Raw genomic sequence first — 22,879 nt, 5'->3', positions numbered from 1 at the left:
TATCGCTACGAGGTGACTTTCAAGGATGGCTCGACAGAAGTTTTCGAGAGCTCGCACAAGGTTCAAGCCGGATCGCAGGATGCTGGCTGGGGTGAGGGCAAGTTCTTTATGTTGGAAACCGATGCCAACGACGACGTCATCGTTGAAACCGGGGACGTTCACCGTGAGGTTTACATCACCAACAGTAGCGACGCGCTGAGCCGGGCAGATATTGCTGCACTTGAAGGTCTTGATGAAAGCGACATCACCCAGCGCTGGCTGATGGAACATTCCGAATACGGCGGCAGCGAAGGCATGGCGTTGGACCAAGATGCAGGTATGGATCTGTGGTATGGAATTGCTGGCGCCAATAGCAATACATCGCATTGGTTGCGGTTCGAAAGCGGCTACGAATACGATTCAGTGGGTCGTGTCATCATGGCGGGCGCGTCTGGCGAAGACGAGTTGCACCCGTTGCACGTGACCTCCTACGGCAGCGGTCCGCGGCCCGTGATCGACGACTTTGTCCGGATTTATCAGTTCGACAGCCATAACGTTGTATTTTCTGACATCGAGTTCGCAGATAGATTCAGCAGCTTGTCGGGTAACAACATCCTTTTTGATGACGTCGAGTTCAGCAGCATGTTGGATTTCCAGTACGGCAGCGGCCTGACGCTTCGAAACTCATTCGCCAATGATATTGTCACAGAAACTCCTGCCGATGGTGTCACGTTTCATCCTCATGCGGATCGGATTGCTGGCACATATGTCACTGCGACCGAGGGCATTCTGATCGAAGGCAACATTTACGACCACTCTGGATGGGCCGACGGGTATGCCGACGATGGCAATGCCGCAGATGGTCAGCCCCCGAGCCAGTTCAGCCACAACTTTTACTTTCAGCCATCAGCGCTTGACCTGACTTTCCGGGACAACATCTCTATGCGGGCAGGGTCGTTTGGTGCGCAGTTTCGTGGTGGTGCCGTTGTCGAGGACAATGCATTTATCGACAACAATGCTGCGGTTAGCTTTCTTGGCGGCGACTACAACGGGAACGGTCCAACCGGCAATTACTCGCTAGTAACCGACAACGTAATCACGTCCGGGGCGCACAAACTTGGCCAGAACATCGGCGCCTTGAGCTTTGGCGCAATTAATGGCGGCGTCGATACGACGTTGATGAATAATATTGTTGCCCACCTTGCGGACCCAAACAATCCCAATGAGTTGGCTGACAAGCCGTGGACACACTCCCCTCTCGATAATCTGCAAACGCCCTATTACGATGACACCATCATCTACAACTGGCTTGGTCAGAATGCGGTGAATGCGGGGGCGACGTCGGCCGTCAACGTCGATGGCCTTGATCCGAACGTTCTGGACCAAACAACGATTCAGCTCTTTGCTGCCCAACTTCTGGGCGACCCTAACGCGACAATCGCCGATCTGGGTGATTATCTGCGTCTGCAGGCGGATGGCGTTTTGAATGACGTTGTTGACTCTGACCTGATAATTGCCTTTTTCCAGCAAGGTTTCGGGATCACGCCGAACGTGCGTCTGGATGCAGAAACGCTGCGCTTTGTGCCCAACGAACTCGGGGACGGGATCCGCTGGGATAACCGGTTGAACTGGACGACCGAGGATCTGCCAGGCACGATCAATGGGGACAGCGTCGATCTGGCCGGGAACTGGGTGAACTATGGCGGAACGACCGTCATCGACAATCTTGATTTCGGTTCTGGAGGCGAGCTGAACGTTACACACGGCAAGCTGACCGTGGATGGCACGATTGAAACCGGCGCACGTGGCGGAGAGTTCAACATCGATAGTGCCGGTCAAGTCTGGATCGACGGCTATGCCGATGGCAACAAGCTGAAGATCGACATTGACGGCGGACGCTTTGCAAACACTGGCGATGTCTCTGGCAAGACCAACATGCATGTCAGTGATGGTCAGGCCATTCTGGCCACCGACGGTGGCAACTACGATGTGGGTGCAGGCAGCCGGATCACGATCAAAGGCGACGACGCGAAAGTCGGCTTTGACGACGCCAATGGTGATACCGCCGTCTTGCGGTTCGAGGACGATGGTGATCTGAAGTTCATTGCCTCTGATACCGGATTTTCGGCCATTTCAGAGATCCGCTCTGGCGCGATGGGTAACAGTCCCGACGTCGAAAGCGGTGTGAACATTGAAAAAGCCTCTCTTGAAATCGACGTGTCTGACCTTGCGGGTCAAGCGGGCGATCACACCTTAATCGATGTGGACGGTCTGATCGGCAACTTCGATGACATTCGGATTACGGGGCTTGGAGCGCAGCAAGACGCCGAGATAATCATCGACTACGATACCGACAGCGTCGTGCTCAGCATGTTGGCCCCCGGTTCGGGCAGCGGCACGTTCAGCGTCAGAACCACGGGTGACCAAGAGGACGGGCTGATCGGGTCTGATCTGTGGGACGCGCTGACCAATGGGCACCCACCGTTGGACGACGCCGATTTCACACGCCTCTACCTTGAAGATGCAGAGGACGCATTCGATCAGGTCTAAGACCCTGCGTCCCCACATCCAGTGACTTGCGCTGCGACCTATGACGTGGTGTGAACAAGACAAGCCACCCCATTGTGGGGTGGCGCACGTCTTGGAAGGGTCGGCCAATTGAAGCGTATTTTCGTCACCGGCACTGCGGGCTTCATTGGTTTTCATTTGGCCCAGCGGCTGCTGAACGATGGTTTTGTCGTTCACGGGCTGGACGGGATGACGGACTATTACGACGTCACGCTTAAGCAGCGCCGCCATGCGATGCTTTTGCAGCATCCGAATTTCGCGATGACCGAATGCCTGCTGGAAGATGTCAAAGGCCTGGATGCGGCGGTTGATGCGTTTGCGCCGGATGTGATCATCCACCTCGCGGGGCAAGCAGGTGTGCGGTATAGCCTTGAAAACCCGCGTTCCTACATCGACAGCAATGTGGTCGGCACCTTCAACGTGATGGAGGCCGCGCGCCGCCATGCGGTGGCGCATCTGATGATGGCCTCTACCTCGTCGGTTTACGGTGCGAACACGGATATGCCTTATGCTGAACGGCACAAGGCCGACGCGCAGCTGACGATCTATGCCGCGACCAAAAAGGCCAATGAAAGCATGGGCCATGCCTATGCGCACCTGTGGAATCTGCCGACTACGATGTTCCGGTTCTTCACCGTCTACGGTCCATGGGGGCGGCCCGATCTGGCGCTTTTCAAGTTTGTCGACGCGATCCTCGATGGTCGCCCGATCGACATCTACAACCACGGCGACATGTTTCGCGACTTTACCTATATTGACGATCTGGTGCAGGGCATAAGACTGCTGATGGAGGTCCCGCCCGTCACGCCAGAACCGGAAGAGGATGTGCCGGAATGGGACAGCCTGTCACCGGTCGCACCTTATCGCGTGGTCAATATCGGCAATTCTGACAAAGTGCGTTTGCTCGATTTTGTTGATGCGATTGAGGATTGCCTGGGCATTCCGGCAAAGCGGAACTACGTGGAAATGCAAAAGGGCGATGTGCCTGCGACATGGGCCGATGCCACGCTTTTGAAGCACCTGACCGGCTACGCCCCTCAGACGGATTTCCGTGATGGCATTGCCCGTTTCGTGACCTGGTACAAAGACTACTACCAGACGTGACGCGCCCCGCTATTCGACAATGATCGTGAGTGCACCGACCTGGGTCTTCATGCCGTTCCAGATCGTGTACCGCAGCAGGACATCACCGCTGAAACCAATTGGTGCGGCATAGCGCCAATCGCCGTCCTGAAAGGTCAGTGTGCCGGTGCCTGGTCCGGCCACCACTGCGCGGATGGTTTGGCCCTCCGGGGCCGAAAATTTTGCGGGCAGGCTGACAGAGCCGCCTGACGGGACTTTCACCACAATGCCCCTTTCCAATACGCTCACCGTCTCTTCGTCGGCAAAGGCCCCTTGCGACAGCGTGAAAAACGATCCTGCATGCACCGTCTTTTTCCCAAAGGCACGCACCATATAAATCGCACCTTCAAGCGGCTGATCGTCTATAAATTCTGTGCCGCTTATCCCATCGGGCGGGCTGATCTCCGTAAACGCACCATCCATCGTGGGGGATCGAAAGACGCGATAACCGGTTGTATCGGGATCGGGCGAGGCGCCCCAGCGCAGCACGGCTTGATCCTCCTCTTGGAGCAGAACAACCCCCCGCGGTGGGAGCAAGGGAATGGCACGGGTGGTTGGATCGCCCAACAAGTTCACCCAAACTGGATTGCGCCACAGGTAGCTGCCAGTTGGATAATACTCCATGCTGTCCCGATAGGGTCTGTTCGCCTGCCCGTTGTTGACGGTGCGCAGGTGAACTTCGCCAATCGTGCCACCCAAGGCCATGTGGTGCAGCCACCATGCGGGGCGTCCGCCCCAGCCTGCGGCAACTGGATACCACGGCTGCGCCAATAGCGCCGTCATCGGGTTATGCGGCGCGCCAAAGTGTTGTTTTCCGCTGCCAAAGTTGATCGTAAAGATCGCCTTGTTTGCGTAGTTCTCGGCGTAGCGCCGTCCGTTCCAATCACCAAAGTCCACACCCCAGAGCCAAGGCTGTTCTTCACCCGCGTCATGATGCCCACCGGCCGTAATCCGGCCTGGACCCACCACATTGCGCAAAGCATTGGTTTCGACCTTCAAGTGATGGGTTTGGCCATATGCCTCCCGTAGATCGCCATGTAGGCCATGCCGCCAATGGTGGTTCTTGTCGAAATAGGCCCGCAGCAAGTGCAGCTCTAAGTCCGGGTCTCGGTCGCTGAGGTTGGCAAAGTCGATGCGGCCGACTTGCATCTCAATCGCGTCACTGGGGACACGGTTATCGGCCAGCGCGCCTGTCGCTGTGATCCGCCAGTCACCATCCAGATCCGCATAGAACAGATCTGTTGGCTGCGGCACGGGATCGTGTCCGTCGGGGTTGGACCGGCCTGAAGGTAGAATTGGCACCCGACCAACCAGAACAATCGCATGACCCTGCTCTGGAGCGTCCTTGTATTGCTCTGCCAGCCAGCTGCGCAATCGGCTCGCGGTTTCAAGGTTGCGAATTGGGTCTGATGGGTCGTGGCGCCGAACCATTCGCGTTGTGACGCGCCAGCCATCACCGATCAGGTCCTGCCTGAAACGATCCAGATGGGCCGACAAGGGGTCTGAAAGGGTTTCGTCCACGATCACATAGGCCTGACCACGCTGGACGACAGCAGGGATATCGGTTCCAGCCGCCCAATACCCGACATCAATCAACTCGCGGCCCGTGCGCAGGACCTGATACTCGTAAGCCACTCCCGGTTCTGTTGTGGTGTCTTCGAACGAAAAGACCGTACCCAGCTCTGGCGCGAGGGGCAGCCAGGTATCGGCCCCAACCTCTGACAACACACGGCGGTTGACGGTCACGGCACCTGCGTCTGTGCGGCTTTCATCAAACCAATTGAGCGTGACGTGACCGCTATCGGGTGCGATTTCGGCATCCAGGGCCAGTGATTTCTCAGCCGAAACCTGCGCGGTCGTCACACCGGGCACACACATACACAGCAATGACAAGATGATGCGTCTGACACCAATGCCAACGCACCGGCGCGTATCAGTTGGTGTAGTACTTAGCGCCATACGCACCATAAGCCCCGTATTTGCCGCCATAGCCATATCGCTTCATCCCGCGCGGGCTGATCTGACTTAGGACAAGGCCAGCGATACGCAAATTCGCATCCCGAAACAGCCGCAGGGATTCGTCCACTTGTGGTTTGGTCGTGCTATCCCATTTGACGGTGAAAAGCACCGCATCAGCGTGCTGCGCAATGATTCTGGCATCTGGAACGACCAGCACAGGTGGCGTGTCGATCACGATAAAGTCGTAGCGGGCCCGCATGTCTTGCAGCATTGCCTTGAACTTTTCGGATGAAAAGAGGTCAGCCGCGTTGGTCGATGTCTGCTCGCCACCCAGCACATCCGCACCTAACAATGCGTCCTTCAACACGGCGTCATCCAAAGGCACCTCGCCTGTCATGACAGAGACGATGCCGCGTTTGGGAAGGCCATCAAAATAGGCCTGAAACGTGCGTCGCCGAATGTCGCCTTCAATCAGCAGCACTTTCTTTCCCATGCCCGCTAAGTTTTGCGAAAGCGCGAGTGAATTGGTCGTCTTGCCCTCCGCTGGTAGCGATGAAGTGGACAACAGGACCTGTGGCGGGTTGTCGACGTTCGACAATAGCACAGATGTGCGCAAGTTGCGGATCGCCTCGGCTGCGGCGGATGTCGGTTTTTCAGACAGGTATTCCAGTGTGCGCTTGCGCGCGCGGCCGGGGATCAGCGGGATTTGACCCAACACCGCCTCGCCAGTGAACTGTTCCAGTTCTGACGCGGTGCGGAAATCGTTCTTGCCGCTTTCGCGCAGAACCACGATCAACGCGCCCGCGAAAAGGCCCATGATCGCGCCGACAAGCGTGATCAGTGTCTTGCGCGGCTCGGATGGTTCGATTGGGACAACAGCGTCGGACAAAATCCGGCTGTCTGCCTGTTGGATGCCTTCTTGGGCAGAAGTTTCTTTCAGGCGCCCCAGAAAATATTCGTAAAGTAGTCGAGACGCTTCGGCCTCACGCTGCAACTGCTGCAACGCGATCAGATCCTGACCCTGCCGGGCGATCTGATCTTCCAGTGGCGCCAGCGAATTCTGAAGCGCCTGAAGCTGTTGTGTTGTCCGCGTCGCCTCAAGCTCGGCGCGTGTCAGGATCTGACCAAACCGCGTGTCAAAGGCGGTGGCAATCGCGTCATCGCTGCGCGCGCGAACCAATAGCCGATCAAGCTGCGGATCAGACGCAACTTCGGCCTGCGTGTCTCTGTCGGATGCGGCCGTCAGGGCCGCGACCCGCGCCGAGCTGGACACCTGGGCCGCTTCTGCGGCCGTGATCCGGTCACGCAGGTCTTTGATCTGACGCTCAAGCGCTTGCAGGCCTTCGACCGAAACGAGTTCTGTTCCGGCGCTGAAATCCTTGACCCGCGCTTCGGCGTCTTCCAGCTCGATCTGCAAGGCAGCTACGCGATCAGACAGCCAGCTTGTGGCCTGTTCGGTCGCTTCGAATTTCACCTCAAGCTGGTTAAGGATGTAGGAAGACACAATTGTATCGGCAATTTCGGCAGACTTTGTCGCGCTTTCAGTTTCAACGGTGACCTGGAACACCAGGCTGGACGGCACGTTTCGCACGGTGATCTGACTTAGCAACCGTGTCACGACTGCGTCTCTTTCGCGGGCGGCGGCCTCTTGCGGGGTCAAGGATGACGTTGTGGTGTTGCGTCCCAAGACGTCGTTCAATTGGGCGCGCAGGCGGGCCCGCATGGAAGGCGCGCGCAAGGCATTGTTAAATTCCGGGTCTTTGGTCAGATCCAGTTGATCCACGACCTTGCCCATTAGGGATCGCGCGCGCAAAACCTCAACTTCGGAATTGATGGCAGAAGTATCGCCAGAAATCCCACCCACCACGCTTTGCAGGTCAACGACGCTTTCCTGCTGGGTTTCGAGAATGACAACCGCTGTGGCACGATAGTGTGGGACTGCCACCACAAAGGCATAGTAGCCTGCCAGCACCAGCCCCAGCAGGCTGGTGAGGATCACCAACCATTTGCCCCGCCACAATGTACCAGCAAGGGACCGCAAATCGAGCGAATCTGACCGCGCATCGGCGGCATCAACAGCGCGATTCAATGATCCATCGTCTTTCATCGCATTCCCCACGTTCAACACCATCGAGGTGTGCCGCGAAAAACGGCAAAAAGCAACGCACCGCGTGAATGCCGCATTCTTCATGCTAGCGCTGAAATAAGCGGCATTTAGCCCAAAAATTGCGATGACTCGGGCCTCACGGTTAATTATGTCGGAAAAATGGCCTTCTGCTGGCGCAGCAATTCTGTTAAGAAGGCTTCGACTTTTATGACGAGGGCCGTCTTATGAATTTTCGTATTTTACTCGCTTCGCTGGCGATCACCTCGACCGCTGGTGCCGCATTTGCGCAAGGTGCAGCCGAACCCGTAACGCCGGTGGATCCTGCTGCATCGGTTGACTGCGAAGACCCTGAAAATGCTGAACTGGACGAATGCCTGACCCTTCTGCCATTTGGCGCAACCGGTCTGGCGCCGGTGCTTGGCCCGGCCGCGATTGTTGCCGGTGCTGCTGTGCTTGGCGGCGGCGGCGGTGGTGGTAACGGCGGCGGCGATGGTAACGGCGGTGGCGGCGACGGCGGCGGTAACGGCGGCGGCGGTGGTGGTGGTGGCGGCGGTACGCCAACGACCCCAACAACATCCGGCACCAACTGATCCAATTCAGAGAATTGATAAAAACGGCGCGGTTTCTGACCGCGCCGTTTTCCGTTTCCGGAACCGCATTTTCCATGAATGCGGCCCACAATTGAGTCAATCTTGAAGAACAATGCATCGCGCCGGAAATCCGGTGTTAACGGCCATTGTGCCACTTCTGACCGTGCCGTGGGGGCGCGCGGTGTCGACCTATTCGATGCCTGTCAGGATTGGGTGTTGCGATGTGTTTTGCGCTTGTTCGTACGCTGCTTGTCATCAAGTGGCTGGTTGTTTGTTTTGCTTTTCTTGTGCCTGCAACCGCTGTTGCGCAGATGACGCTTGCCGATGGAACGGTCGTTGTCGGTAACGACCGCGGCGGCGTTGTTCGGGACCGGCTGATCGAGTTGCGCAATTTGCGGGCCAGCGGCCGGCCGGTGCAAATCACCGGGGACATTTGTTATTCAACCTGCACGATGTTGATTGGCCTGCCGCAAACCTGTGTCGCGTCCAGCACCACCTTTGGGTTTCACGGGCCCAGTTACTATGGTCGCCCGATGTCTCCATCCGATTTCGATCATGTGAGCCGGGTCATGGCGCACTATTACCCAGAGCCCCTGAAGACCTGGTTCATCAACGAAGGCCGCAATCGGATCAACGGGGTCTATCGTGTCTCGGGGGCAGAGTTGATCAGAATGGGTGTCAGATCTTGCACAAGCTAGGCGGCCGTAAACGCCTTGTGGATGTCTGACAACATGAACGGCTTTTCGATCAGTTGGAAATTGGCGATCTCATCAATTTCGTTTCGGTTGTAGCCAGACGCGAAAACGACATGTGTGCCGGACGCTGCCAGGGTTTTGCCCAGTTCTGTGCTGCGTTCGCCGTGGCCAAGGTTCATGTCCAGCAGCGCAAAGGTGAAGTCTTCACGCGCGATCATCTGGTAGGCCGCCGTCAGGTTGTGTGCGACGCGCACCTCAAAACCGAACTCTTGCGAAAGCCCGTCAGCCACATCCAACGCGACGATAACTTCGTCCTCTACATAAAGAACCTTAGGGGGTGAGCATGTCGTAGATCGTGTCATCTGGTATCTCTGTTAGTGCGCTTGCGGGGATGCGCATGCTGCACACCAGACCGTTTTTGCCGTGGTCAATCTCAACAGCGCCGCTAAGACTGCCTTCGATGGTGGACCGGATCAATTGGCTACCAAAACCGTCCTTGATGTCCTTGGATGGGGCTGGTCCGCCGGTTTCCTTCCAGGTGAAGATAAAGTCATTTGTTTCGCCATCATCCTGCCGAATCCAATTCAGGCTCACGCTGCCTTCTGGCACCGAAAAGCAACCGTATTTTGCCGCATTCGTCGCCAGTTCGTGGACAGCCATCCCCAACGACAGCGCCGCGCGCGCGTTGATCTCGATCTGCGGGCCTTTCAACTTCACGCGGTCGGCGCCATAAACATCAACAAGTTCGGGGATCAGCAACTCGTGCAGTTTGGCGGAGCTCCAATTCGATTGCGTCAGCAGCTTGTGGGTCTGCGCCAGTGCCTGGATGCGTTGAGACAGCGCGGCAAACACCTCCTTTTCCTGCTTGGCGTCTCGGCTGGCACGCGACACGAGCGCGAGGACATTGGCGAGCATGTTTTTTACGCGATGTTGCAGCTCTTGCATCATGCGGCGCAGTTCGAATGACATGCGCGCGTGCTCGGTGATATCACGCACATTCACCCCAACGCCGCGGACATCCGTGCCAGACAAAACCGGATAGATGTCCGCCTCCCACACACGCTCGTCGCTGCGGCCACTAGACGTTTCACCAATTGTGCGCAGGCTTTCGACTTTCCTGCCGGTCTTAAAGACTTCTTCGATGACCGGCATGATCTGCTCGCTCATCTCGGGGATAACCTGGTTCACCTTTTTGCCGACAATATCGGCAATCTCCAATCCATTCATTGCGGCTAATTTCTTGTTGGCCCGCGAATAGGTCATATCACTTTCGATCAGCGCCATGGCCTGAGGGCTGATGTCATAAAGTTCCTGAATTTCGGCAAAGTGCTGTTGGGCCAGCTTTTTCTGGCGATCGGCCTCAACCGCCAGCCCGCGGATTTCGGTGATGTCGACCAGTGTAAAGACGATGCCGCCAGTGATCTGGTCATCTTCGAGATAGGGCACAATGCGCGCACGATAAACGCGATCTTCGCCTAGCGTCGGGTACTCAGTCTCGATTGGTCGACCGTCCTTTGCAACGATCGAGCAGTCATTGATCAACTGGCGGATATCAAGATCGGTTCCAATATCATCGATCCGGCGCCCCTGATCGTTGCTGACAAAGCGAAACATCTTTTGCGATTCTGGTGTGAAACTGCGCAGTTTCAGGTTGCTGTCGAGAAAGACGGTGGCAATTTGTGTGCTGCTGATCAGGTTTTCCAGATCGCCGTTAATCTCTCGGACTTCTGCGATCTTGTTGTTCAACTCATCATTGGTAGTGGTCAGCTCTTCGTTGGCGGACCGCAACTCCTCGTTCATCGACATCATTTCTTCGTTCGAGCTTTTGAGCTCTTCGTTTGATGTCTCAAGTTCTTCGACGGTGGTGCGGATGGTCTGGCGGGCCTCGTCCAGCTCAACCTCGAGTTCCTGAATATATTCTGTCGGCGGGCTGACGATAGGGATCGCATTGCGGGTCTCATCAACATCAATCGCCATCAGCTTGTCTTGAAATACAAGCAACTGCTGTTCATCGGGTAGGATTTTACGGCTGATGCGGATGCGGACGGTTTCATCGCCCAACTCGCCTTGAAAGTCCTGCGCGACAATGTCTTGATCGGCCAGTTTGCGGTTCAGGATCCGGCGTACAGCCGTCGAAAGCTCTGGCCGCATCAATTTGACAATGTCGAGTTGCGGACGCCCGGGCTTTATTTGCAGGTACTTAGCGGCACCATCGGATGCAAAGAGCAATTCACCTGAATGGCTCAGCACCACATAGGGGGGGGCAAAATCCTCGAACAGATGCTCGGCATAGGGGGCGAGCTTCTTTGCGGATTTCTTGGGTTCAAAGGATGATCGGCCAGAGGCGGCCCGCGCCGATCCGTTGAGATCAAGTCGGGTAGCTTGACCCGGCCTGCGGCGATAAAGGCGATGCTTCTGCGACACCTCGTCAAAGAACTCGTCAACAAGGCCCGGGCTCTCGCTGGACCCCAACAGCAAGAAGCCCCGCTCACGCAGGCCATATTGGAACACCCGCATCGAGACATCTTGCAGTTCATTGTTGAAATAGATCAGCACATTTCGACAGGTGACCAGATCAAGCCGCGAAAAGGGCGGGTCCTTGATGATCGACTGGTTCGAAAACCGGACCATGTCGCGCAAATTGCCAGAGACTTCATAACCGTCGGGCCGCCAGTTGAAATACTTGTGCAGCAGATTGTCGGGCACCTCGTCCGAGGCGGAATTGGGATAGACGCCTTGCCGCGCGACCCGCAGGGCATCGTCGTCAATGTCGGTTCCAAAGATCGACACCTTGCGAGAAAGATCAAGCCGTTCAATCGCGTCGGCGAAAAGCATCGCGATGGAATAGGCCTCTTGTCCGGTCGAACAGCCTGGAACCCAGATGCGCACCTCCCGGTCAGGTTCGCCGGTTTGCAAGATTTCGGGAATGACCTCATCTGCCAGCAGTTCAAACGTTGTGGGGTCGCGAAAGAAGCTGGTGACGTTGATTAAGATATCGCGAAACAGGCGGTTCACTTCTGATGGGCTCTCGATCAGCCGCTTGAGGTAATCATTGGGCTGTGTGATCCCCAGCACCGACATCCGCACCGCGATCCTGCGCAGCAGCGTTGCCGGTTTGTAGTTCTTGAAATCATGTCCCGTGCGGTAGCGGACGTGCTTCATGGCCCGTTCAATGAACTGGGCATCAGTCAAGTGTTCCGGCTCTAACCCGCCAAGGTGGTTGAAATAGTCGTTCAGTACTTCGATCATCTCGCCGACAGGCAAGACCAAGTCATGCGCACCCGTTTCGATGGCAGAACGGGGCATGCCATCGTATTTGGCCTGTTCGGGGTCTTGGACAAAGACCAACCCACCCTGTTCCTTGATAGCGCGGATGCCGTTACTTCCATCACTTCCAGTGCCGGACAATACAACCGCGACGGCATTAGACCCCGAATTGTCGGCCAACGATTCAAAGAACTGATCAATCGGGCGGCGACGGCCACGCGGCTTTGCAAAATCCTCTGTGTGCAGCACACCATCTGCCACGGTGAGTGAATCGCCGGGTGCGATCAGATAGATGTTGCCAGCTTTGACTGCACTTCCCTCAACGGCGGTTTGCACGGGTGTATTGGTGCGTTTTGCCAGCAATGACGACAAAAGGCTGTCATGGTCAGGGTCAAGGTGTTGAACGATTACAATGGCATACTTGTGATTGTCCGGAAGATTGGCCAGAAAATCCTGAAGTGCTTCCAACCCACCGGCCGAGGCGCCGATGCCAATAATGAGCGGCTGCGGTTTCAATAGTGGTTCCGTCAAGTCACGCGCGGCCATTACGTTTCCCTGCAAGCGGTTTCGGTCATAATCTAGGTCAATTTCAAGTGGGCGACCAGATGTCGACCGAAATTTTATCAACTTTTACGTGTATGCGCGACCAAAATCCTACGGCGGGAACTTCCTGTTTTTCTCGTTAGGTTGCGGTGGTCAATACGGTTTGAGTGGGTTAATTCGGCTTTCAAATAGGAGAACCCCCATGCGTATGACGATTGCCGCCTTACTGACTTTGTTCGCGACCACTTTGTCGGCGCATGACTACGAAGTCGGCGAGTTGAAAGTAATGCATCCGGTCGCTCGCGAGACGGCCAAGCTCGCGCAGGCCGGAGCCGGTTATCTGAGCATCGAAAACACTGGCGACACAGCCGATAGCCTGATCGCGATTGAGGCGGATTTCCCGCGTGTGATGTTGCACGATACGGTCATGGATGGCGATGTCGCCAAGATGGAACATCTGATGTCCGTGCCAATTGCCCCCGGTGAGACGGTAACCTTTGCACCCGGCGGCAAGCACGTCATGTTCATGGGGCTGAATGGGGATCCGCTCGAAGTAGGCGAAGAAATTCCAGCGGTTCTGATCTTTGAGAATGCGGGACGGCTAGAGGTCGTTTTCCAAGTCGAGCCGGTGGAAGATGATGGGCATGATCACAGCGGCCTCTGAACCAGAACTGGTTCAGTCGCGGCTCATGATGTCGAACTTGCGCAGCTTGACGTAAAGCGATTGGCGCGACAGCCCCAGCATCTCGGCAGCGGCGACGCGGTTGTTCATCGTCAGCTCAATCGCCGTTTCGATACACATCTTTTCGACGACATTGGTGGTTTCTGCGACGATGTCCTTCAGCGTGGCAGAGCCCACAAGCTCCATCACCGACTGCATATTTTCGTCAATTGCTTCTGCTGCGGATGTGGGTGCATCCATGCGGTTCGCCTCGCGCAGGGCAAAGGCAAAAACCGGCGTATCACCTGCCTGAAGCTCGGTCACTGCAACCTCAACACTGCGCGGGCTGCCATACTCGCCCGCAACCTTGGTTGCATACATGCGCATTCTGCCGGACCGCGCCGCGTTTTCGGTCATAACCTTCAGGTCCACAGACCCGCGCAGCATGAAGTCCGCAAGGTTCTTGCCCCGCACGCGATTGTCGTGGGCGGTATCCAACAAGTTCAGGAATGCGTCATTTGCAGACAGAATTGTGCCGTTTTGCGCCGCAAAGACAATTGCATCCGGTCCGGTCTGAAAAAGCTTACGCAGATTGTCTGTCAGTTGGTCGGCGGCAGTTTCGGTACCTTCTTTCGGGCTAATCCGACACATCATCAGCCGTTCGCCCGCAACCCGGAACGCTGTCCCGTGGATCAGAACGGGTGCCGCGTCATGGGCCAAACGCGCCGTAAAAGGGCCATCTGCCTCGGACAATGCGTGATCGGCCAGACTGTCCAGAACCTTGTTTTCACCGTTGTCGGCAAAGCCCGCAGAAAAGTTCATGCCGACAACGCGCTCTCTGCTGCGTCCGAGAAGATTGCCAGCGTGCGCGTTTGCATCCGTGATCTTGCCGCTTTGCAGTGACACCAACAAAATGGCATCGGCAGAATTTTCAATCAACACGCGGAACCGCGTTTCATATTCGCGCTGCGCTTCGTAGTCCCGTTCCAGCGACAGCTGAGCTTTGACCAACTGCTGCTGCATCTCGGCGACCGGACGCAAATCGCGGCCCAACATCAGCACCGCACCATCAGGCCCGATATGATGAAAGCTATATCGAACAGGAAATTCCCACCGCGCCGTCGCGTCCGAATGGTTCAACTCAACCGGACGCACATCAGAACGGTCTTCAAGAAACGCCCCAAAACGTTCGTTGAATTTGGCGACGGATTCGACGGTCAACGCCTGACGAATGTCCTGCCCTTCGATCTTTTCCAACTTGCGGAAAGCCTCATAGCTGGGATTGACCAGCACAGACAAAACTGTGCCGTCGTCATTCACAACGATGCCAAGGTCCGCAACCTCCGCAATGATGTCGCCCAGAATATCGGGTGCGATCAGCGGAATAGTTCCGGAATTCCAGTATTTTGTCCCACGGGATGTCATGGGCGAACGCTTTGCTTTTGCGTTGTCCTGACCATCTAACTCAGTTCCCTGATCTTTGGGGTCGATCTTTTTGTGTTGGTTAGTCCGCAAAGAGCAAGGGCCTCGTCCGGGTCATTCGTCGTATAGTCTGCCCCGGTCTTAGCCTGGACATCGTCTGCTTCGGTCAGGATCGTGCCGCCGATGACGATCGGGGTCTGATGTTCCTGTTCTCGCTTGATAGATTCTACGATATAGCGCAAGCTTTCAAGTCTTTCGCCGCAGCTGGCGGACATGAATATGGCATCGTAGTTTCCGCGCCGCGCGGCAAGTGCAGCATCCTGCGCTTTTGCGTTTAGCATCACCCGCACCGAAATGCCTTTGCGCCGCAATTGGCTCGACAAAACCATCGCACCCAACGTGTGGTGGATGTCATAACCCACAATCAACAAAACGGTCGGTGCATCCGCGCCCAGAACGCCGTCTCCCGTCCAGAATTGGCCAAGCTCGCGCAGCATGGATTGCAGCCGGGAACAGCCAATTGTCACGTTCGCAAAACCAATCTCGTCCTTGCACCACGCATCGCCCAAACTTCGGGCCGCCGCAGGGATATGAATGTCGGCAATGTCATGGGGGCCAACATCCTCAACCAGAAACCGGGCCAACATACGCGGGATTGCTTCGGGGTCCGACGACAGCGCGGCCTGTTCCAACCGGTCCGTCAGGGCACTTGTGTTGGCTGTTGATGGAATCCCTGACCGTTCCGGTCGCTGCGCGCCGGGCGATCCACGAGTCTGCGTCGCGCCGTCATATCTGTGGTCATCGGGCATTCGCGCGTCCTTTTGTCGGATTCGCCTTCAGAAGCCGAAAATCCAACCTTTCCGCATTGTCATGTTTGGCTGGGGTAATGTCAAAGCAAATTGACATAGCCAATAAGCCTACGTGAACAATTGCGAGCCATTTGCCATCAAACAAAGGAAAAAGCGGCGCGGGGCACGCCTGCGACCGCGCCGAGTGAAGCTGCGCGCAATATGTAACGCAAGGTTGACACATCTGCAATTGCGGACCTAACCTTTACACTAAGCACTGTCAGATGAGGTGGACATGTCCACATTAAGCGAGGCGGGCAGCACACCACCGGTGGCGCGACCTCTTTACACTCCGGCCCAACGTATGCGTCGCGACGAAACGCGCTGGACCCTTGTTCAGGGCCTGTTGGCGCCTGCCCAATTTGTTGTCTTTCTGATCTCTTGCGCGTTGGTGCTGCGCTATCTTTTGACTGGCCTAGGCTATGACGCTGCGACCCTGTCGATTGTGATCAAGACAGCGTTTCTTTTGGTCATCATGGTGACCGGTGCGATCTGGGAAAAGGTCGTGTTTGGCCAGTACCTTTTTGCTGAATCTTTCTTCTGGGAAGACGTGTTCAGCTTCGCCGTTATCGCCCTGCATTTGACCTATTTATATGCGCTTTTCACCGGCGCTCTACCGCCCGATGGGCTGATGTATTTGGCACTGGCGGCCTATGCGGCCTATGTCATCAACGCCACGCAATTTCTGTTGAAACTGCGCCGTGCGCGACTGGATGCAGAGGTGCGCGCATGAATGATCTGACCCCTCCGCCCAGTGGTGGTTGCCGCACGGCACCGGTTCTGAAACAACGCGGCCAGCGAGAGGTCTTCTGCGGCCTTACCGGGATCATCTGGTTGCATCGTAAGATGCAGGACGCATTCTTCCTGGTTGTCGGAAGCCGGACCTGCGCCCACCTGCTGCAATCGGCCGCTGGTGTGATGATCTTCGCAGAGCCGCGATTCGGCACAGCGATTCTGGAAGAGACCGATCTGGCAGGGATGGCTGACGCACACGTCGAGCTTGATCGCGAGGTTGCGCGCCTGCTGTCACGTCGCCCTGACATCCGGCAGTTGTTTCTGGTCGGGTCCTGTCCGTCCGAGGTGATCAAGATCGACCTGGCCCGCGCTGCCGAACGGCTGAGCCAGATTCATGCGCCGCACGTGCGCGTTCTGAACTATTCCGGGTCGGGGATCGAAACGACGTTCACCCAAGGCGAAGATGCCTGCCTTGCCAGCATGGTGCCGGTGCTCAAGGACACCACCGCACGCGAGCTGTTGCTGGTTGGTGCGCTGCCCGATGTGGTCGAGGACCAGATGATCGGCCTACTGACCGCGATGGGGATCGACAACATCCGCCTCCTGCCTGCACGCCGGATTGATGACACAACCGCAGTCGGGCCAAATACCGTCTTTGCCCTGACACAACCGTTTCTGGGCGACACCCATGCGGCGCTTGAACGGCGCGGTGCGCGGCACATTGCGGCCCCGTTCCCAATTGGCGAAGAGGGCACAACAGCTTGGTTGCGCGCCGTCGCGGCAGAGTTCGGTGTTTCGGATGCCATCTTTGATCAAGTTACGGCCGCCCCACGCGCCCGCGCCCGTAAGGCCATCGCGCAGGCCGCCGAGGTGCTGCAGGGTAAATCGGTTTTCTTCTTTCCTGACAGCCAGTTAGAGGTGCCGCTGGCCCGCTTTCTGACCCGAGAGTGCGGGATGACCGCAATTGAAGTGGGGTCGCCCTATATCCACGACGCCTTGCACGGGCCTGATCTTGATTTGTTGCCCGCTGGCCCGCAGATCAGCGAAGGGCAGGACGTCGAGCTCCAGCTTGATCGCGCCCGCGCGGCACGCCCTGATCTGACGGTCTGCGGCCTTGGCCTTGCCAACCCGCTCGAGGCCGAAGGTCTGACGACTAAATGGGCCATCGAACTGGTGTTCACACCTGTCCATTTCTACGAACAGGCCGGTGATCTTGCCGGGTTGTTCAGCCGCCCAATGCGCCGCAAGTCGATGTTGCAGATAGAGGCGGCAGAATGAAGCTGACCGTGTGGACATACGAAGGACCACCCCATGTGGGGGCCATGCGTGTCGCCACGGCGATGAAAGGGCTGCACTATGTGCTGCACGCCCCGCAGGGTGATACCTACGCGGATTTGCTGTTCACCATGATCGAACGGCGCGACCATCGCCCCCCGGTGACCTATACGACCTTTCAGGCCCGCGATCTGGGGTCCGACACTGCCAGTCTGTTCAAAACGGCTTGCCACGACGCCGTCGCGCGGTTCGAACCCGAGGCGATCATTGTCGGCGCGTCCTGCACCGCAGAACTGATCCAGGATGATCCCGCCGGACTGGCCGAGACAATGGGCCTCGACATCCCCGTGATCCCGCTGGAACTGCCCAGCTACAGCCGCAAAGAGAACTTCGGCGCGGATGAGACGTTTTATCAGATCGTCCGTGCGCTTGCGGCACCGCAGGACCGCACAGCAGCCGTCACCTGCAACATCCTTGGGCCAACGGCGTTGGGCTTTCGGGCGCGCGATGATGTCGAAGAGCTGACCGGTCTGTTGTCGGACATCGGCGTCAGCGTGAATGTTGTGGCCCCTTTTGGAGCAACACCTGAAGACATTACCAATCTACCCGCCGCCCATTTCAATGTCCTGCTTTGCCCCGAAACTGGCGAGGCTGCAGCGCGCTGGTTGGAAAAGACCCATGACCAACCCTTTACCAAAGTTGTGCCCATTGGTGTTGGCGCGACCCGCGATTTCATCGCAGAGGTCGCGGCGATCACAGGGCTGCCATGTGTTGCAGACGAAAGCCGTCTGCGCCTGCCGTGGTGGAGCCGGTCAGTGGACAGCACTTATCTAACGGGCAAGCGGGTCTTCATCTTTGGCGACGGCACCCATGTCGCGGCCCACGCCCGCATTGCACGCGACGAGATGGGGTTCGAGGTGGTTGGCATCGGTTGCTACAACCGCGAAATGGCACGCCCCATTCGGGCTTTGGCCAAGGAATTTGGGGTCGAAGCCCTGATCACCGACGACTATCTAGAGGTCGAGGCCGCCATCGAAACGCTGAGCCCCGAAATGATCCTTGGCACTCAGATGGAACGCCATATCGGCAAGCGATTGGGGATTCCTTGTGCCGTGATTTCATCCCCTGTGCATGTGCAGGACTTTCCAGCACGCTATTCACCGCAGGTGGGGTTTGAAGGGGCCAACGTGATTTTTGACACCCTGATCCACCCGTTGGTGATGGGGCTTGAAGAGCATCTTTTGACGATGTTCCGCGAGGATTTCGAGTTCCACGACGCGAACGGACCGTCGCATCACGGGGGCCCAGCCCATCGCCCGGCAGAGGCGGCGGCGCCCGCGGATCATTCTGGCCAGAAGACGCAAGAGACCGGTGCGGATGTGCTGATCTGGTTGGTGGATGCTGAACGGGAATTGAAGAAGATTCCGTTCTTCGTGCGTGGCAAAGCGCGGCGGAATACCGAAACCTTTGCCGCCCAAAAGGGACTGGCCGAGATCAGCCTCGAAACGCTTTACGAAGCAAAGGCCCATTATGCGCGATGAGGTGATGCATAAACCTTATCGCGTCGTGATCGTGACGCTGGACCAGCATTCGGCCGGTCCTGCTGCGCGTGTGGCACCACGTCTTGCGCCGCAGTTTCCGGGGCTGGACGTGCAGGTGCATGCAGCCGCTGAATGGGGTGAGAACCCCGCAGCCCTTGACGCCGCCAAGAACGCCGTCGCGCGGGCCGATATCATTATTGCGAACCTCCTGTTTCTGGATGAACACGTCAGCGCGATCCTGCCCGCGATGGAAGCACGTCGCGACGATTGCGATGCAATGGTCGGGCTGATTTCGGATAGCGCCATCGTCAAAGCGACCCGCATGGGTGATCTGGACATGGCCAAGCCTGCCAGCGGCGCAATGGCGCTGCTGAAAAAGCTGCGCGGGTCTGGCAAACAGGATCGTCAGTCCGGTGCAAAGAAGATGAAGGCACTGCGGCGCTTGCCGAAACTGCTGAAGCTGATCCCCGGCAAAAGCCAGGATTTGCGGGCCTGGTTCCTGTCGATGCAGTATTGGCTGGGCGGGTCAGACGACAACATCGAAAGCATGCTGCGGTATCTGTTGGATCGCTATGCAGATCGCCCCGATTGGGAAAAGGTCACCGCTGACCTGCCAATCGAATACCCCGAGGTTGGGCTGTATCACCCCGATCTGCCGGGACACCATATTATCACGGATATCAACGATTTACCCGCCGCTGGCAGCGGCGCACGTACGATTGGCGTGCTGATGCTGCGTAGCTACATTCTGGCCAGCGACACGGCGCACTATGACGCCGTTATCCGTTCCTTCGAAGCGCGAGGCTTGCGGGTGATTCCGGCCTTTGCAGGCGGCTTGGATGGCGGTCCCGCGGTCGAGAACTACTTTATGGGCAAGGTCGATGCGATGGTCTCGCTCACCGGATTTTCCCTGGTGGGTGGTCCGGCGTACAACGATAGTGCGGCTGCCGTGGACCTGCTTCAGCGGCTGGATGTCCCTTATGTCGCGGCCCAGCCGTTGGAATTTCAGACACTTGGCCAGTGGTCCGACAGCGATCAAGGGCTGGGCCCAATTGAAACCACGATGCTGGTGGCCTTGCCGGAAATTGATGGCGCGACCAACCCGACGGTCTTTGCCGGGCGGCACGGCAATACAGGCTGTCAGGGCTGCAAGCACATGTGTCAGGCCCGCGATGCCCATAAGGCGATGGCGCCATGCCATGAACGCGTCGACAGTCTGACGGAAAAGGTGGTGCGCCTTGCAAATCTGCGACGCAAGGGCAATGCGGACAAGAAAATTGCCATTGTTTTGTTCGGCTTTCCACCCAATGCAGGTGCTGTCGGGACAGCGGCGTACCTGAGCGTTTTTGAAAGCCTTTTCAACACCTTGAAACAAATGAAAGCGGAAGGCTATCAGGTTGATCTGCCGTCTTCGGTTGATGCCCTGCGGGATGCCGTGCTGAAAGGCAACGCCCAGCAATACGGGCAAGAGGCCAATGTGGCGGCCCATGTGGATGCCGAAACCATTGTGCGCGATACCGCCTGTTTGGAAGAGGTTGAAGCGGCCTGGGGGCCAGCGCCCGGGCGGGTTCAGTCGGATGGGCGTGGTGTCTTTGTGCTGGGCCAGCACTTTGGCAATGTCTTTGTCGGCGTGCAGCCTGCGTTTGGTTACGAGGGCGACCCGATGCGGCTGCTGTTCGAGCGCGGCTTTGCCCCGACACATGCTTTTGTACAGTTTTACCAATGGCTTCGCGACACCTACGGCGCTGATGCGGTGCTGCATTTTGGGATGCACGGGGCGCTGGAATTCATGCCGGGCAAACAGGCCGGATTGGGTGGGCGCGACTGGCCGGACCGCCTGATTGGCGAGATGCCAAACGTCTATCTTTATGCCGCCAACAACCCCAGCGAGGCGAGCCTTGCCAAGCGTCGCAGCGGTGCCGTCACGGTCACGCATCTGACACCGCCGCTGGCGCAGGCGGGGCTCTATAAGGGCTTGGCAGAGCTGAAAGACAGCCTGATCCGTTGGCGCAGCATGGAAGATGCGGACGCTGCCCGAAGTGATCTTGAGGCTTTGATCCGCGATCAGGCCGCAGTGGTCGATCTGGCAGCGGATGACCTGCAAAAGCTGTGGCTGACGGTGCAGGAAACCGAAGGGGCGCTGATCCCGGACGGGCTGCACATTGTTGGCCGGCCAATGACGGATGTGGCCCATGCAGAGATGCTGGAACTGATGGTGGATGCCACACCAGAGGTCGCTAAGCTGCTGAAAGAAGACCACGAATTGCCTGCGATGATGCGGGCGCTGAATGCGCAGTTTATCCCGCCGGTGCCGGGCGGTGATGTCATTCGCAACGCGGACATCCTGCCCACCGGGCGCAATATTCATGCCTTTGACCCGTTCCGGATGCCCACGGCCTTTGCCCTGTCGGAAGGGGCGAAACAGGCGGAATTGCTGTTGGAAACCCATGCGAAATTGCCGCGGACCGTGGCGTTGGTGCTGTGGGGATCGGACAACATCAAGAGCGACGGTGGACCAATCGGGCAGGCGCTGGCGCTGATGGGCTGCGCGCCGCGCTTTGACAGTTTCGGGCGTTTGGCGGGGGCTGAATTGATCCCGCTAGAGCAGTTGGGGCGGCCCCGGATTGATGTGGTGATGACGCTGTCGGGCATCTTCCGCGATCTGTTGCCGTTGCAAACCCGGATGCTGGCGGAGGCTGCGTTGAAATGTGCGCAGGCTGATGAACCGGCAGAGATGAACTTTATCAAGGCCCATGCGCAGACTTATGCCGCCGAGATGGGATGCGATCTGGAAAATGCTGCTTTGCGGGTCTTTTCCAATGCCGAAGGGGCCTATGGGTCGAACGTCAATCAGTTGATCGACAGCTCTGCCTTCGGGGATGAGGATGAGTTGGCGGATGCCTATGAGGCGCGCAAAAGCTTTGCCTATGGCACCGATGGCAAGGCGGCACAGAACCCCGCGTTGCTGCAAAAAGCGTTAAAAGACGTGGACTTAGCCTATCAAAACCTTGAATCGGTTGAGTTGGGCGTGACCACCGTGGATCATTATTTTGATACGCTGGGCGGCATTTCACGGGCTGTGAAACGGGCCAAGGGTGAGGCCGCGCCGGTTTATATTGGCGATCAAACGCGAGGTGGGGCCAAGGTGCGCACTTTGCAGGATCAGGTCGCGCTTGAGACGCGATCGCGGTCGCTGAACCCGAAGTTTTACGAGGGCCTGCTGAAACATGGCCACGAGGGCGTGCGCCAGATCGAGGCGCATATCACAAACACGGTGGGCTGGTCAGCGACGACTGGCGAAGTGGAGCCGTGGGTCTACCAGCGCCTGTCAGAGACCTTTGTGCTGGACGACGAAATGCGCAACCGATTGGCGAATTTGAACCCGCAAGCCAGCGCCCGAATGGCGAATCGCCTGCTGGAAGCCAGCGATAGGGACTATTGGGCGCCGGATCAGGACACATTGGCGGCGCTGCAAGATGCAGCGGACGCTTTGGAAGATCACGTTGAGGGGGTCGCAGCCGAATGATGCCCGCAATGTTTGAACAAAATACCAATGTGGGGCGCGGC

Annotated in this window: 15 protein-coding genes; 9 read left to right on the top strand and 6 right to left on the bottom strand. The window is 57.4% G+C overall.

Going from position 1 to position 22,879, the window contains the following annotated elements; all coding sequences use genetic code 11:
- A partial coding sequence (locus AB3Y40_RS19615; RefSeq protein ID WP_369440585.1) for a hypothetical protein occupies positions 1-2,529 on the top strand: 2,529 nt, incomplete at its 5' end.
- A gap of 108 nt (positions 2,530-2,637) precedes the next feature.
- Positions 2,638-3,651 carry an NAD-dependent epimerase/dehydratase family protein gene (locus AB3Y40_RS19610; RefSeq protein ID WP_369440584.1) on the top strand — a complete coding sequence of 338 codons (1,014 nt, stop codon included), beginning with the start codon at positions 2,638-2,640 and terminating at the stop codon, positions 3,649-3,651.
- A gap of 9 nt (positions 3,652-3,660) precedes the next feature.
- Here the strand turns inward: AB3Y40_RS19610 and AB3Y40_RS19605 are convergent, their stop codons facing one another.
- Positions 3,661-5,628 carry a hypothetical protein gene (locus tag AB3Y40_RS19605; RefSeq protein ID WP_369440583.1) on the bottom strand — a complete coding sequence of 656 codons (1,968 nt, stop codon included), beginning with the start codon at positions 5,626-5,628 and terminating at the stop codon, positions 3,661-3,663.
- Entirely contained in the window at positions 5,603-7,759 is a 2,157-nt protein-coding gene (locus tag AB3Y40_RS19600; protein WP_369440582.1) for a GumC family protein, read from the bottom strand. Before AB3Y40_RS19600 ends, AB3Y40_RS19605 begins: the two co-directional genes overlap by 26 nt.
- Positions 7,760-7,959: 200 nt before the next feature.
- Between AB3Y40_RS19600 and AB3Y40_RS19595 the strand changes: the two genes are divergently transcribed.
- Both AB3Y40_RS19595 and AB3Y40_RS19590 read left to right on the top strand, forming a co-directional pair.
- On the top strand, positions 7,960-8,325 hold the full coding sequence (locus AB3Y40_RS19595) for a hypothetical protein (protein WP_369440581.1): 366 nt from the start codon (positions 7,960-7,962) through the stop codon (positions 8,323-8,325).
- 311 nt (positions 8,326-8,636) lie between these two features.
- Positions 8,637-9,023 (top strand): hypothetical protein, encoded by a 387-nt coding sequence (locus AB3Y40_RS19590; protein ID WP_369440580.1) that lies wholly within the window; start codon positions 8,637-8,639, stop codon positions 9,021-9,023.
- Here the strand turns inward: AB3Y40_RS19590 and AB3Y40_RS19585 are convergent.
- Both AB3Y40_RS19585 and AB3Y40_RS19580 read right to left on the bottom strand, forming a co-directional pair.
- Positions 9,020-9,382, bottom strand: a complete 363-nt coding sequence (locus AB3Y40_RS19585; RefSeq protein ID WP_369440579.1) for a response regulator — start codon at positions 9,380-9,382, stop codon at positions 9,020-9,022. The two genes, AB3Y40_RS19590 and AB3Y40_RS19585, sit on opposite strands and share 4 nt — an antisense overlap.
- A complete protein-coding gene (locus AB3Y40_RS19580) occupies positions 9,351-12,833 on the bottom strand; it encodes a chemotaxis protein CheB (RefSeq protein WP_369440578.1) in 3,483 nt (1,160 codons plus the stop codon). Before AB3Y40_RS19580 ends, AB3Y40_RS19585 begins: the two co-directional genes overlap by 32 nt.
- Positions 12,834-13,032: 199 nt before the next feature.
- On the opposite strand from AB3Y40_RS19580, the gene AB3Y40_RS19575 reads away from it, so the two are divergent.
- Positions 13,033-13,494 carry a copper chaperone PCu(A)C gene (locus tag AB3Y40_RS19575; protein ID WP_369440577.1) on the top strand — a complete coding sequence of 154 codons (462 nt, stop codon included), beginning with the start codon at positions 13,033-13,035 and terminating at the stop codon, positions 13,492-13,494.
- Between the two features lie 12 nt (positions 13,495-13,506).
- Here the strand turns inward: AB3Y40_RS19575 and ppsR are convergent, their stop codons facing one another.
- Both ppsR and AB3Y40_RS19565 read right to left on the bottom strand, forming a co-directional pair.
- On the bottom strand, positions 13,507-14,916 hold the full coding sequence (gene ppsR / locus AB3Y40_RS19570) for a transcriptional regulator PpsR (RefSeq protein ID WP_369440576.1): 1,410 nt from the start codon (positions 14,914-14,916) through the stop codon (positions 13,507-13,509).
- A 35-nt stretch (positions 14,917-14,951) separates the two neighbouring features.
- The gene (locus AB3Y40_RS19565) at positions 14,952-15,722 is read right to left on the bottom strand and encodes a cobalamin B12-binding domain-containing protein (RefSeq protein WP_369440575.1); all 771 of its coding nucleotides are present in this window, start codon (positions 15,720-15,722) and stop codon (positions 14,952-14,954) included.
- Positions 15,723-15,996: 274 nt separating this feature from the next.
- On the opposite strand from AB3Y40_RS19565, the gene bchF reads away from it, so the two are divergent.
- From bchF to AB3Y40_RS19545, 4 genes are read left to right on the top strand one after another with little or no spacing between them, the layout of a single operon-like run.
- Complete coding sequence (gene bchF, locus AB3Y40_RS19560; protein WP_369440574.1) at positions 15,997-16,494, top strand: 2-vinyl bacteriochlorophyllide hydratase; 498 nt, start codon at positions 15,997-15,999, stop codon at positions 16,492-16,494.
- Positions 16,491-17,774 carry a ferredoxin:protochlorophyllide reductase (ATP-dependent) subunit N gene (locus tag AB3Y40_RS19555; RefSeq protein ID WP_369440573.1) on the top strand — a complete coding sequence of 428 codons (1,284 nt, stop codon included), beginning with the start codon at positions 16,491-16,493 and terminating at the stop codon, positions 17,772-17,774. Before bchF ends, AB3Y40_RS19555 begins: the two co-directional genes overlap by 4 nt.
- Positions 17,771-19,312 (top strand): ferredoxin:protochlorophyllide reductase (ATP-dependent) subunit B, encoded by a 1,542-nt coding sequence (gene bchB / locus AB3Y40_RS19550; RefSeq protein WP_369440572.1) that lies wholly within the window; start codon positions 17,771-17,773, stop codon positions 19,310-19,312. Before AB3Y40_RS19555 ends, bchB begins: the two co-directional genes overlap by 4 nt.
- A complete protein-coding gene (locus AB3Y40_RS19545) occupies positions 19,302-22,838 on the top strand; it encodes a magnesium chelatase subunit H (RefSeq protein ID WP_369440571.1) in 3,537 nt (1,178 codons plus the stop codon). Before bchB ends, AB3Y40_RS19545 begins: the two co-directional genes overlap by 11 nt.
- Positions 22,839-22,879 lie beyond the last annotated feature (41 nt).

The organism is Yoonia sp. R2331 (assembly GCF_041103235.1).
Taxonomy (GTDB): Bacteria; Pseudomonadota; Alphaproteobacteria; order Rhodobacterales; family Rhodobacteraceae; genus CANMYO01.
The sequence above is the reverse complement of the archived record's forward strand: the minus strand, read 5'-3'. Positions and strand labels throughout refer to the sequence as shown.

Excerpts from the sequence above, each read along its gene's own strand:
- AB3Y40_RS19575 (WP_369440577.1), top strand. The coding sequence starts at position 13,033 with ATGCGTATGACGATTGCCGCCTTACTGACTTTGTTCGCGACCACTTTG.
- AB3Y40_RS19580 (WP_369440578.1), bottom strand. The coding sequence starts at position 12,833 with ATGGCCGCGCGTGACTTGACGGAACCACTATTGAAACCGCAGCCGCTC.
- AB3Y40_RS19555 (WP_369440573.1), top strand. The coding sequence starts at position 16,491 with ATGAATGATCTGACCCCTCCGCCCAGTGGTGGTTGCCGCACGGCACCG.
- AB3Y40_RS19565 (WP_369440575.1), bottom strand. The coding sequence starts at position 15,722 with ATGCCCGATGACCACAGATATGACGGCGCGACGCAGACTCGTGGATCG.
- AB3Y40_RS19590 (WP_369440580.1), top strand. The coding sequence starts at position 8,637 with ATGACGCTTGCCGATGGAACGGTCGTTGTCGGTAACGACCGCGGCGGC.
- AB3Y40_RS19605 (WP_369440583.1), bottom strand. The coding sequence starts at position 5,628 with ATGGCGCTAAGTACTACACCAACTGATACGCGCCGGTGCGTTGGCATT.
- AB3Y40_RS19600 (WP_369440582.1), bottom strand. The coding sequence starts at position 7,759 with ATGGTGTTGAACGTGGGGAATGCGATGAAAGACGATGGATCATTGAAT.
- AB3Y40_RS19595 (WP_369440581.1), top strand. The coding sequence starts at position 7,960 with ATGAATTTTCGTATTTTACTCGCTTCGCTGGCGATCACCTCGACCGCT.
- ppsR (WP_369440576.1), bottom strand. The coding sequence starts at position 14,916 with ATGACATCCCGTGGGACAAAATACTGGAATTCCGGAACTATTCCGCTG.
- bchB (WP_369440572.1), top strand. The coding sequence starts at position 17,771 with ATGAAGCTGACCGTGTGGACATACGAAGGACCACCCCATGTGGGGGCC.
- AB3Y40_RS19545 (WP_369440571.1), top strand. The coding sequence starts at position 19,302 with ATGCGCGATGAGGTGATGCATAAACCTTATCGCGTCGTGATCGTGACG.
- bchF (WP_369440574.1), top strand. The coding sequence starts at position 15,997 with ATGTCCACATTAAGCGAGGCGGGCAGCACACCACCGGTGGCGCGACCT.
- AB3Y40_RS19585 (WP_369440579.1), bottom strand. The coding sequence starts at position 9,382 with ATGACACGATCTACGACATGCTCACCCCCTAAGGTTCTTTATGTAGAG.